Raw genomic sequence first — 12441 nt, forward strand, 5'->3', positions numbered from 1 at the left:
CGTTACCGTACGTCCGGCTTAGTAGCCGATATCGAGAAAGCCGCCCTTGTCCCTTTCCCTACCGCTTTTTTCCGAATCTGAATCCGGAGCGGTATCAGAAGTCGGGGATTCGGTTGTTTGGGAAGTTGAAACGCCTGTTTCATTATCTGAAGCTTCATGCTGAGCAGTCAGCCGTGCGGCTTGTTTGCGATTGAAATACGGCTCAACCCACTCGGTGAAATCAAGAGCATCTTCAGCTTCGAGATCAAGGGCGCTAAAGGAAGCGCCGGTATCGCTTGAAGCAATATTGATGGTCAGGCTTTTGAGACCGCGGCGTCGCTGAAAGTAGTTATCCCAAGCCGTAACGGACTGAATGCGGTAGCGCTTCACAAGCACCGTTGTCTTGGCCAGATTGCGGTAGCGGATCCGGATGGTATCAGCGTCGGTGCCGGTAGCTGCGGCGCGCCAGCGGTAATAGCCCAGCACAACCGCCAGCGGAATGATGGGCAAAATGAAGTGCGCGAAGGGCAGCAGCCAGTAAGAGAGACCAATGAGCACACCGGTTGGAATCAGGGTCCGGATGATGTAGCGGCGCAGGGCCCGCGGGGGCGGACTCACCGTTTCAGGCTGACGGTCATATTCAGGCGCCATCTCGCGGATAAACGCGTCGGCTTCACTGCGGCGCAGCAGCGGGAAAAGCGTGGTCGATTTTCCGCTTTGCTCTCCGAATCCGGCGCTATCCACATACAGCGTGCAGAACCCGAGCGGCTGACGCAGCACGCCTTCCTGAATCCGGATAGCCTGAATGCGCGCGTAGGGAATGGTTGTGAGCTTCTTCTCCAGAATGCCGCGGGATATCACCATTTCCCGGCGGCGCTTGTATATGGCAAAGTTGCCGTAGGAAAGTATGGTCCCTACTATTGAAAGAATCCAGGCAATGAACACCAGAAACACGGCCACACCGATGAAAAATACGGTATCATTGGCTGCCACGGTTTCGATAAAATCATACACGGCGTCGTCATCTACAACCGTGTTCATCTGTGCAAAAATGGTCCCCACAATAGAGAGTGCAATGCCGAAGCTGCCGGAGGTCGTGCCGGCGATGAGCAGACGGCGCCAGCTGAGTGCGTACACCGGTTTGGACATCCCCAAAGCCGAGCGGGAGACCACAGATCCCGCGGCAGGTCGGGTATTGGACGTTCGCGGTGCAGCAGCATCCGCAGTTTTCAGATCCGCCGTTACGGTCTCGTTTCCGCTCAAACCGTCGTCTTCCTGCGCAACCGCTTCTCCCGTTACGGCCGCTTCAGTATCAGCTTCCGCTTCATCCTCTTCGTGCTCAGGACTCATGTTCTCTTTAATCCAGAGCGCATCTTTAAGGGTAAGGGCGTCAATTTTGGCTTCCGAAGCGCCCCCGCCGGCGGTCTGCACCTCCAGGCTTACCAGCCCGAAAGCCCGCTGCAACACGCCCGAGCTGATGTCGATCACCTGAATGCGGTGCCGCGGGATAAATGAGCGCTTGCGCACAAAAAGGCCGTACTCAATACGGATTTCGTCATCTTCCACCCGGTAAGTGAAGCGCATCCAGCGGGCAACGCCCACAACCAGCAGGAACATCAGAAACGTACCGATGTACCACGGACTACTGAACAGGCCGTTTCCGCCGCCTCCCCCGCCAAAAAAGAAGATGATGACGAGTGGCAGCAGTAAATCGCGAAGGGTTCCAAGCACATTGGTGAGCGCAGCAACGGGGTGCTGCCGTCTCGGCTCAGACATCTTCATCGGCGGATCGGGCAAGGTCTGAGATTCGGTTTCGGACTTCATCAGCGACTTCGTCGTTTAGGGCAGGAATTTCGTGCGTAGTTGCGGCGGTCGTAATTGTAACCGTTGACAGATTGAAGGAGCGAAGGATAGGCCCCTGCCGCGTATCCACATGCTGTATGCGGTTCACGGGGATAAGCACACGGCGTATCACAAAAATGCCGCTTTTAAGGTAAATCTCATGTTTATCAATCTGATAGCTCCAGCGCTGCCAGCGGATTTTCGGAATAATGCTCGCCTGAAGAATCGTATTCAGCACAACAAGGCTCGTAAGGATCAGAATCATCCAGCGGCTTGCGCCACCGCCGAGTGCAATAAATCCGTAAATTACGGGCAGAAACCACCAAAACAAGGAGCCGAGACCACCGGCAATGCGCCATGCAGGGATGGCTTTCGGGTCAATTTTATGCTCTGGATCAGGACGCATGTAGGAAAATGTAAGTACCCCTCAGCGGGAATAAATGAGTATGTGGGTGAATAAATCAGTCTCTCCTTCAAATCGTTGCATAAGCGGGGCAAAAATACGGCATGCCCTGTCCAATTCATAACCCGCCCCGCACGCAAGGCATCCCAACAGGGAAATTCAGAAGCCAATAATCCACTGTCAATAATGAATGGAAGTAATTATAAGGATAAGTGCAAAACAATCAGGGGTATAAAGAATCATCTGCAATACACAGCCAGGTATGCGGGTTAAGCGGCACTTTCTTATCTTTGGGCGAATTCACCTAACCGTTTAATAGTCAACACCCGCATGCTGCGCAAGCCCCGGTTTATTTACTTCGATATAGACGACACCCTCCTCGATCACCGCAGTGCGCAGCGCGCTGCCCTTCTTGAAATCCATCAGGAATTTCCCGTATTACAGGCCGCTTCAGCTGCCGATCTGAGCCTCGTTTACGCGCGGCACAATCAGCGGTTGTGGCAGGCCTACAGCCTGGGGCAGACCGACCGGCACAACCTGCACCGCAGCCGTTTCGCGGATACCTTTGCTGAACTCGGTCTGCATGTATCCGACCCGCTCGAAATCGGAAACGCCTATATGCAGGCCTACCGCCGGTACTGGCGATGGATTCCCGGTGCCGAAGCTGCCCTGCAAAGCCTCAGCCGGCACTACCGCGTCGGCTTCATCACCAACGGCTTCTCCGAAACGCAAAAAAAGAAAATCGAAGATTTCGGCCTGCAGGCATTTTCCGGCCCCCTCATTATTTCCGAAGATGTCGGCTACCTCAAGCCGAGCCCGGAAATTTTTGCCTATGCCGAAAGTCAGGCCGGTGCGGAAGCGGCTGACATTCTGTACGTCGGCGACAGCCTTGATTCAGACATCCGGGGTGGCAATGCCGCCGGTTGGCAAACGGCCTGGTTCACGCCACAGGCCCAACCCGAACCGCAAGTAAGTTGCGAAGCGAGCGTCAGCTTTCAAACCTTCGAAGAACTTCAGCATCACCTTCATTTCAGCTGAGCGTGCTATCCCTGCAACCTTCATATCAGTCTCAGGAGACCTGCAACCGGCTGCGCAGCCATGCCGGAAGCTTTTTTATTTTTGGGGAAAATCCCGAGAGCATCACTGTCTTTCGTGGCAGGTCCAACTCCCCAAACCTGCGGGAAATCCCTTGCTTTTGGGATGCCCCCTATCCAGCTGATCAAAACGTTTCACCCTCCCGAATTATCCACACGCAGTACCGGAATAAGTCAACATTAATTGCTGATCCGTAACAGCTCCCTTCAACCCTCATCCCTCACACCACAAAAAAGCCATGCAAAAAGAACCCAAAGTAACCCTCGACCTTGCCCTCGAACACGGCCTCACCGCTGAAGAGTTTGAAAAAATAAAAGACTACCTGGGCCGGGTACCGACCTTTACCGAGCTGGGTGTGTATTCGGTGATGTGGAGTGAGCACTGTTCCTATAAAAACTCCATCCGCGTTTTGAAAACCCTGCCCAATACGGGTCCGCAGCTTTTGGTCGGGGCGGGCGAAGAGAACGCCGGACTTGTAGATATCGGCGACGGCCTCGCCTGTGCCTTCAAAATTGAAAGCCATAATCACCCCTCGGCGGTAGAGCCCTATCAGGGCGCGGCTACCGGTGTGGGCGGCATTCACCGGGATATCTTCACCATGGGTGCACGTCCGATAGCCGCGCTGAACTCGCTGCGCTTCGGCTCGCTCGATACGCCGCGGGTGCGCTACCTGCTCGAAGGCGTCGTACACGGCATCGCGGACTACGGCAACTCCTTCGGCGTGCCCACCGTAGCCGGCGACATCTTTTTCGATCCGGCCTATGAAGGGAATCCGCTGGTGAACGCGATGAGTGTAGGCGTTGTCAAAGCCGGGGAAACCGCCTCGGCAATTGCGCCGGGGCCGGGAAACCCGGTCATTATTGTAGGTGCGAGCACCGGACGGGACGGTATTCACGGGGCAACTTTCGCCTCCGAAGAAATCAGCGAAGCAAGCGAAGCCAAGCGCCCGAGCGTACAGGTAGGGGATCCCTTCATGGAAAAACTGTTGCTCGAAGCCACCCTCGAAGCCCTCAAAACCGGCGCCATTGCCGGCATTCAGGATATGGGTGCGGCGGGCATCAGCTGTTCAAGCTCAGAAATGTCGGCCAAAAGCCGTACCGGCATGCGCATCAACCTCGACCTTGCGCCGCAGCGGGAGAGCGGCATGACCGCTTACGAAATGCTCCTGTCTGAAAGTCAGGAGCGCATGCTCATCGTGGCGCATAAAGGCCGCGAACAGGAAATCCTGGATGTGTTCGAAAAATGGGATGTGAGCGCAGCCATTATCGGGGAAGTAACCGACACCGGTGATGTGGAATACTGGATGCATGAAGAACTCAAAGCGCGTATTCCCGCCGACAGCCTCGTGCTGGGCGGCGGTGCGCCCGTGTACGAACGGGAGACGGCGCGTCCGGCCTATCTCGATGTCAAGCACAGCTTCGACTTCAGTACGCTTCCGGACGAAACCGACTACCAAAGCGCGCTCCTTAAGCTCTTATCGTCTCCTAACATTGCTTCCAAGCGCTGGGTCTTTGAACAATACGATCACATGGTTCGCACCAATACTGTAGTAGGTCCCGGTGCTTCAGACGCCGGTGTTGTACGCATAAAAGGTACGCGAAAAGCACTTGTGGTGAAAACAGACTGCAACGGACGCTATGTGCACCTCAATCCTCGCAAAGGCGGACAAATTGCCGTAGCTGAAGCTGCCCGCAACGTCGTATGTTCCGGGGCGAAACCTCTTGCAATAACCAACTGCCTCAATTTCGGAAACCCTTATAAGCCCGAAGTATACTGGGTATTCAAGGAAGCGGTTGGTGGCATGGGCGATGCCTGCAAAACCCTGAACACGCCTGTGACCGGTGGTAACGTGAGCTTTTATAATGAAAATCCTAAGGGCGCGGTCTTCCCGACACCCACGATAGGTATGTTAGGCTTAATTGATAACCTCTCTAAACAGCTCATGACGCCCGGCTACAAAGAAGCGGGACAGCTTGTGTGTTATCTTGGTGCTAAACGCACAGGACTCGGCGGATCAGAGTACCTGAGCTGGAACCATGGCCTTACCGAAGGCGACGCGCCGGCTTTTGATCTTGCATATGAAGCAAAGTTTCAGGCATTTTTGCTGGAGATCATCCGTGCCCGTCTCGTTCAGTCCGCACACGACTGCTCTGACGGCGGCCTCATTACAACCCTTGCTGAAAAAAGCATATTCTCGGGTATGGGGGCAGTAATCGATATTACCGCCCTTCAGAGTTACAGCGGCAGCAGTTTAAGAGAGTGTCTTTTCAGCGAAGCACAAAGCGGGGCTGTTGTAAGCGTTGCGAAGCAGCATCTCACGGATCTCATCAAAGCGTCCGAAAATGCTGGTATTGCCTGTACTCGTCTTGGCGTTACCGGTGGCGATGACTTAAATGTTGATAAGCTTATCGGTATTAGTGTTGAGACCCTGCACCGCTGTTATGAAGAAGCCATTCCGTCAAAGATGAAAACCGGTGCAGGAGCCGAAATTTAAATACCCGATTTTTATATCAGGTCAAAAGTGTTAGGAAAGCCCGAGGGTGCGGAAAAAAGATCGCGTATCCTCGGGCTTTTTTGTGTAAATCTTGGCTTGATATAAAAATCAGGGAGAACCGCTAATCAGTTGTGCTTAAGCAGGAAATGATCATGGTCTGAAAATGAAAATGAAAAGGGTAAGAAGCTGTAAAACTTTCTTTTTAAGAGCACCGTAAGCACTTTTTGTATGACTGAACACTTGAACGAACCCTTTGAATAAGCGGAACCATAGCAGTTTCAGCGCTATGCTGCACATAAGTTTATTTGAATGAGTGATTTACTTCGGGGGGGGGAATCAAGCTGTTCTTCAAAAATAAATAAAAGTTTAGGAGAGCAATGAAGTCAAGTTTATTACGACCATTATTCACAATTAAACAGAATATATTTGCTAAATGTATGTTTAAATTTGGCTTAGTGAAAAAACGCCGGTAGCCAAAATGTGAGTGTGGTGTAAAGACTGCGCACCGAGCGAAGCGATTCCCGCGCTGCGAAATTTCCCCGCTGGCTGCGTTGAAGCTGAAAACTCATGCTCAGGGTACTTAGGTGCCTTTCCGCTGATTTTTAAGCTTAGTCATGCCAGTAAGAAAATTTCTTGGAGAATAATGCGGGTTAGGCTGATATGAGAGCAGTTCAGTTGCAATAAAGCAGCTAATGAATGGAAAAGTACACTTAAAATACAGGGTGTTCAATTACCAAAAAACCTGATAATCAATTGATAAATATTAGTATACATCTAATAGTGCGCATTTCCTTTAGGCATGCGGTTTAGTAAAGTATGCTGAGAATGTGTTTGGGCAAAAATAGCTACCTGTGAAAATTTATTGTGGTGGGATAAGAAACAAAAATTGTTAGATATCGTCTGTAGTTAAACATAAGTGTCTGTATTATCGTAAGAATTTGCTTTCTTAACAGTTTTAGTGTTAATAGTACGCATAAAAGGAGGCCGTTTTGGTTTACTATCTAAGCAAATATCAATATCTTAATATCAAACATACTATTGTGCTTTTGCATTGCTTTAAGACCATCGGTAATAGAAAATTTTTCACTACAAACCTCCCAAACTATGGAAGACAATAAACAAGCTAAGAAAAGAAGAATGGTATTTATGCCTGCGCTAAGCTTTGCTATGATTTTGGTGATAGTGCTAAGCAGTTGCGAAACGCCATCAAAGCCGGATTTTCAAACTGAACAACGTTACACTGTTCCGATTGTCAAAAGCCTGAGCTACGCCTTTTTGGGCGGAACAGAAGCCATTATTGATACCACAAGTGCTGATTTTGAAAATCTGTTTACGATTGATCCCAGCGGGCTCGTTACACTGGGTGTAACAAATGAGTTTGATATTGGTTCATTTGATGAGAGTATCCCTGATGTAAGCATTGCTACGTTTAGTATCGATGCTGAAATTTCAAACCTTGAACCGACCATCAGTGGTAGTGCTGCAACTGATTTTGAGTCTTTTACGGGTTTAGATCCGGCCCTGTTCCCAATCGGTGCTACGCTGCCTGCCGGAGCGGTTCCTGCATTTGATCTTGAGCTTGATATGGAAGATTTGGTTCAAGTCGTAACGCGTGAAGGAAACCTTCAGGTTACTATCGAAAATCAGCTGGGGTTTACCTTTGATGAACTCGTTTTCAGATTCAGAACAGAAACCGGTTTTGTAGGGGATACGCAGGTGATAGAAGATTTTGCGCACGGGGAAGAGCGTACCCTGAAGATTTCATTTACAAGCGGAGAAGTGATCAGCATACCTCTTTTTGCGGTATTCAGCACTTCATGGTCACAGCAGCAAATGGCAGCCCCACCGGAAGAACTCATTGTTAGTGAAGTGCAAAACGACGAGTTCAGGGTGCAGTCTGCAAGCGCACGTTTCCCGTCTCAGACCATCACTAAGGAAATAGAAACCGGAATTTCCGAGGAGGATTTTATTTTAGAGAATAATGATGACTTTGCAGAGATGGAATCTATACAGTTGTCATTTGAATCTTTGCGTAATACGATCGACCTTGATTTTGAAAGCCTTGTGATATCATTCCCCACTATACTCACAAGGGGAGCTGATGGCAGCTTTTCCCCGCAGGATTCGGTTGTGATAAACCTTGAACAGGATCAGCTGCCAAGGCGTGCAAGTGACCCATCGAATATTGAGGGTATTAGTTTTGACATTTTCCTGGAGGATGTCCGAATCTCGGCACCCGGCAACACCTTTATCGCGAATCTTGAGGCCAAGACGGAGAATACACTTGATAGTCCGCCGGGAGACAGGATTCGTACCATAACTACCGAAGACAATTTTACCGGTACAGCTGAATTCGAAGTCGGAAATATTACCCGGATAACCGGCATTGTTCTTCCAAGATTCGTTGATCTGAATGATGCCCCCGATGATCAGCTTGATCTGGCAGACCCGGAAGTCCGGATTGAAACCAATATCGATGATTTGAAGGAATTTTCGGAACGTGTTGTAAATTTAAACATTGATAATCCGGAACTTGTGCTTCATTATGATACTAATATTGATGCTTCAAACCTGGTTTACGCTGCCATTTTAGGTATTAATGCAGCTGGCGAGCAGCACTTTCTCTCAGGCCTGCCCGATACTCCCTTTCATGTTGCTGCTGATGATACAATAAGTGGCCTTTTGTTTAACGGCTTACCTATCGCGAACGCAGACCTTATCAAAATTCCTATTGACGGGCGGGATGGCGAAGACATTTCTCAGCAGGTTTTCTTTACAACTGAAAACAGCACCGTTGCTGATTTCCTGAACAGTTTGCCTACGGAAATATTTTTTATCGGAAAGGCACTGATTAACCCGGAAAGTGAGCGTGTAAACGTGCAGCGGCCCATCACCCTGGATTCTGAACTCAGCCTCAACATCCCGATTTCATTGCAAAGTGACCCCAATAACCCAACTGCAATTGCTGACACACTTGATCTTGATCTTTCCGATCTGCCTCGTGATGGTGATGACCTAGAAATTAAGCGCGGAAGCCTGTTCATACAGTACAGCAATGAACTGCCGCTGGATCTCGACTTTGAGTTCAGTTTCCTGGATGCGTTTGGAGATTTGGTTACGGTCGTACCGGCTGATGGACAAAACCCGGTGAGTATTTTGCCTGCTCCCGTAAGCGGGGGCGGATTTTCTGTCGGGCCCGAAAACAATGTGCTCGAGGTAAACCTGACCGAAGCACAGCTGCGCGAATTATGGCGTACAGAGCAAATGCAGCTGCGGGCGGTACTGCTCACAAGCGATAATGAAACCGTAAGTTTGCGTGCTACAGATCAGGTGAGCCTGAACATGCGTGCGGATTTTGTGCTTAACCTTAAAGTTGGAGGGAATTAGCCATGACAAAGTCGCAACTTATTTCTGTATTTATTTGGATAGCTCTTACTTTAGGGTTTGCAGCGGCCTCTCAGGCACAGCACAGACTTGAAGTCCCTGAAACTATGGCTATCGGGGCCACAGGAACAGCGTGGGCCGGCGGTGCCGCGGCATTGCATATCAACCCGGCAAACCTGCTGGATATGCGGTCCGGCAGGCCTAATAATCTCGTATTTCTTCAGTCTTCTGCGACCCTTGGCGGGGGGCTCTTAAACGTAAGTACCTATAACAGCTTTCTAACAAAAGGGGAACTGCTGGATGCAGCAAGACAGCGGGAAATGCTTGATCAATGGTACGGGGACGATGCAGGCAGCAGCATGCAGTACGCCCACGTCAATGCCGGTTTCGTACTCGCCGGTACAGCCTTTCAGCTGAATCCCGGCTATGCAGCCGGACTTTCCGTCCGACTGCGTAACTTAAGCTCAACGGGAATTAGCAGAGGCGCTGCCGAGCTGGGGCTTGGCGGGCTTAATGAAGACGTGTTCCGCGAAGGGCGTGAAGCAGACCTGATGCTTGAAGCCACTTCGTTCGCAGAAGTCACCGCCGGCTTTGCCATGATGTTGTATGAGGGAGACTTCTTCCCGCTTACCGGCAGGCGCTGGAGCCTTCAGGCCGGGGTGAGTCCGCAGCTGTTTCTCGGTATCGCGCAGAGTCAGCTTGAATTGCGGTCACGCATTACCGTAAGCGGCGACGACGTGCATCACGATTTCAGATACATTATTCAAACGCAGGGCGAAACAAGCGATCAGCTGTTTCAGTATCTCGCCGACCGTGATGCGAACGACGAACGGCCTGAAATGGGCGACTATCTTGAATTCCCATCTGATATCGGGAAAATTGATGGCATGGGCTTCGGTCTGAACCTTGGGGTTACCGCACAATTTGAGCTGGGAGATGCGTTTCTTGATTTTCCTTTTCTTGGTGAAGGAATGCGAATCCTGCAGCTTGGACTGGCATTTTCGGACCTGGGCAGCATCCGCTACAGCCGAAGGGCCGCTGTATTTGAAAATCAAGGCCTGTTTACTTGGGAAGGTTTCGCCATAGATCAGCAGCGAATTGATGAAGAATTTGATGGCGACCTGGGTTCTTATTTCAGCTATGTGTTGGAAGACAGCGTACTGTATGATATGTACCTTGATTTTGATGGCCGTGAAGTAGGTTCGAACCGGGTTCAGCTGCCGGCTGCGTGGGCATTCGGCGGCGAGCTCCGCGCCGGACGCATGCAGGCCGCATTCGATTTAGGTGCAGGATTCAGTAACAGCGGTCTTGTCAGCCGCCGGTTGGCACTTGGTGTTGGGGCTTCGTACGCGATCACGAGATTTGTACCGGTCCGTGCCGGATGGTACAGTGGCGGAAGTAACAACAGTTCCTGGACATTCGGGACGGGCCTCACAGGAGGCGCTTATAGGCTTGATCTTGGCGTGATGCTATCACCGGGCACTCAAAACGGCGGCGCCTGGGCTGCCATTGGCCTCGGAGCATTACAGTTCAGGTTTTAGCAAAGGAAAAAAATCTGCGCGCAAGTGGATTTCTCACAAGTAGCAAGAACATGGAAACAAAAAAAGGGGTCACCGCGAACAGCGGGGCATGGCAACGCTGCAATCAAAACCCCAGCAATCCGACTTGCCAAAACAGCACACCGAAGTCTCATGTGAGAGATCCCCTCCGGCTGTTCTACCTCGATAGGGATCAACGGCCCGGAGCCCTGCACCACAAGATTCTTCGACTCCGCTGCGCTCCGCTCAGGATGACAGTGACGCCTCATGGCAAACGGCGCGGCATGCCGCGCCGTGGTTGCAACAGTGCCCCTGTCATCCTGAGCGGAGCCGTAGCGCAGCGGAGGCGGAGCCGAAGGATCTGGTGATTCGGTTTGGGAGGTTGGTTCAGACCGGAAAAAATCCTGAGAGCCATCTGCCCCGGGGCGTATTCGGGCGAAGCCAAATGAGAAGTGTTCGGGATGAAAGGACCGGGCTTGGGATATTGGTTTACATTGTTGATTTCACAACATCCTGTTCATCCTGTAATCCTATAAATCCTGTTTGAAACGCGGTGGAGACGTCAAACCTGCACAATCCCGGGTTTTCGGCTGTGAGCTGCGGGCTGTATCCCAAAAAGCAACGCCTTCATCTTTGGTTTGGGGACGCTAAATTTGTCACGGCGCCCCTGATGTTCTCTGAGTTTTCCCCAAAAAAATAAAACAGGTAAGTGGCTTGGCAGCCTGAGGTTGGCTGACCATGCCGGTTTTGGACTTGCTTGCCGCGGAAGCTCAGGGGATGAAGGGGACGATGTTTATTTCGCTTGAGATGCCGGTGCGGCTGCCGAAGATGCCGATGCCGCCTTCGATGTTCCAGAGCACGTTGTCGATCTGGCCTGGCGACTGATTCGGGCCGCCGCTTTGCAGGTTGAGGGTGCGCACGTAGTCGTAGAGGTTGGTGTCGATGGCGTAGAAGGCGACTTCGTTGGGGCCGAAGTAGGCGATGGAAATCCAGGGGAGGGTCAGGGTGATGGTTTCGTCGTCGTTGATTTCGTAGTTAGCTTCGTTGATGATGGGGGAGGAGACGCGCAGAAACTGATCGGGGTTTTCTTCTTCAAAAAAGCCGGCAAAGAAGGGCGTGAGCAGCTCCGGATCAGGCTGCAGCGCGAGGGTGGAGGCGATGTAGTAGTTCTGCCGACCCGGGTAGAAGCTAATGGTGAAGGTTGGCTCGTACTGCACCGGACCCTGATAGATGAAGGTGTCGCCGTTGTCGGAAAGCAGCTCGAAACCCCCGGGCACGAAGGTGCGGGCGCGGAGCTTGGGTGCCTGATCGGGCGTTTCGCGGACTTCGAGCCGATAGACGCGCCCCGGCTGTACGGTCGCGCCCGCGTCTTCGGGCAGGTACACGCCCCGCTGATCGCTTTCGAGGTAGCGGAAGGTTTCCGTGACGGCGCCGGCATCGTTGGTGAGCAGTACGCGGACATCGAGGCCGGAAAGCGCCGCAGCTTCGAAGCTGTAGAATTCATCGAACGGGAGCGTGCGGGAAAGGCGGATTTCAGGGAGCGGATCGCCCGCGGTGAGGAAGGCTTCGATAACCATTTGCTCGGTGAAGCTGTCCTGTTTGTAGGGATCGCAGCCTGTTGTGAGCAGGGCGCTCATCATCACCGTAAAGAAAAGCGCAGCGAGGCCGGTTTGAGCGAAAGTTGGGCGGATAGCAGGCATCATCAT

The 12441-nt window shown here is 51.7% G+C and carries 7 protein-coding genes; 4 read left to right on the forward strand and 3 right to left on the reverse strand.

The genetic code is table 11. The features are described 5' to 3' along the window. Nucleotides 1–18 precede the first annotated feature (18 nt). Both CYPRO_RS07380 and CYPRO_RS07385 read right to left on the reverse strand, forming a co-directional pair. Entirely contained in the window at nucleotides 19–1803 is a 1785-nt protein-coding gene (locus CYPRO_RS07380) for a PH domain-containing protein (RefSeq protein WP_114984007.1), read from the reverse strand. Then, nucleotides 1748–2227 carry a PH domain-containing protein gene (locus CYPRO_RS07385; RefSeq protein ID WP_114984008.1) on the reverse strand — a complete coding sequence of 160 codons (480 nt, stop codon included), beginning with the start codon at nucleotides 2225–2227 and terminating at the stop codon, nucleotides 1748–1750. Before CYPRO_RS07385 ends, CYPRO_RS07380 begins: the two co-directional genes overlap by 56 nt. 327 nt (nucleotides 2228–2554) lie before the next feature. Between CYPRO_RS07385 and CYPRO_RS07390 the strand changes: the two genes are divergently transcribed. From CYPRO_RS07390 to CYPRO_RS07405, 4 genes are all read left to right on the forward strand, one after another. Beyond that, entirely contained in the window at nucleotides 2555–3262 is a 708-nt protein-coding gene (locus CYPRO_RS07390; protein ID WP_114984009.1) for a YjjG family noncanonical pyrimidine nucleotidase, read from the forward strand. Between the two features lie 295 nt (nucleotides 3263–3557). Then, complete coding sequence (purL, locus tag CYPRO_RS07395) at nucleotides 3558–5813, forward strand: phosphoribosylformylglycinamidine synthase subunit PurL (RefSeq protein WP_114984010.1); 2256 nt, start codon at nucleotides 3558–3560, stop codon at nucleotides 5811–5813. A 1104-nt stretch (nucleotides 5814–6917) separates the two neighbouring features. After that, nucleotides 6918–9200, forward strand: a complete 2283-nt coding sequence (locus CYPRO_RS07400; RefSeq protein ID WP_124245563.1) for a hypothetical protein — start codon at nucleotides 6918–6920, stop codon at nucleotides 9198–9200. Nucleotides 9201–9202: 2 nt separating this feature from the next. Beyond that, nucleotides 9203–10738 carry a DUF5723 family protein gene (locus CYPRO_RS07405; protein WP_124245564.1) on the forward strand — a complete coding sequence of 512 codons (1536 nt, stop codon included), beginning with the start codon at nucleotides 9203–9205 and terminating at the stop codon, nucleotides 10736–10738. Between the two features lie 767 nt (nucleotides 10739–11505). Here CYPRO_RS07405 and CYPRO_RS07410 read toward each other — a convergent pair. After that, nucleotides 11506–12441, reverse strand: a complete 936-nt coding sequence (locus CYPRO_RS07410) for a DUF4249 domain-containing protein (protein WP_114984013.1) — start codon at nucleotides 12439–12441, stop codon at nucleotides 11506–11508.

Origin of the sequence: Cyclonatronum proteinivorum, from assembly GCF_003353065.1 — a bacterium.
In the GTDB taxonomy this organism is placed as follows: Bacteria; Bacteroidota; Rhodothermia; order Balneolales; family Cyclonatronaceae; genus Cyclonatronum; species Cyclonatronum proteinivorum.

What these genes read in the sequence shown, in the direction of transcription:
- purL (WP_114984010.1), top strand. Translation starts at nt 3,558, where the DNA reads ATGCAAAAAGAACCCAAAGTAACCCTCGACCTTGCCCTCGAACACGGC.
- CYPRO_RS07385 (WP_114984008.1), bottom strand. Translation starts at nt 2,227, where the DNA reads ATGCGTCCTGATCCAGAGCATAAAATTGACCCGAAAGCCATCCCTGCA.
- CYPRO_RS07410 (WP_114984013.1), bottom strand. Translation starts at nt 12,441, where the DNA reads ATGATGATGCCTGCTATCCGCCCAACTTTCGCTCAAACCGGCCTCGCT.
- CYPRO_RS07400 (WP_124245563.1), top strand. Translation starts at nt 6,918, where the DNA reads ATGGAAGACAATAAACAAGCTAAGAAAAGAAGAATGGTATTTATGCCT.
- CYPRO_RS07405 (WP_124245564.1), top strand. Translation starts at nt 9,203, where the DNA reads ATGACAAAGTCGCAACTTATTTCTGTATTTATTTGGATAGCTCTTACT.
- CYPRO_RS07380 (WP_114984007.1), bottom strand. Translation starts at nt 1,803, where the DNA reads ATGAAGTCCGAAACCGAATCTCAGACCTTGCCCGATCCGCCGATGAAG.
- CYPRO_RS07390 (WP_114984009.1), top strand. Translation starts at nt 2,555, where the DNA reads ATGCTGCGCAAGCCCCGGTTTATTTACTTCGATATAGACGACACCCTC.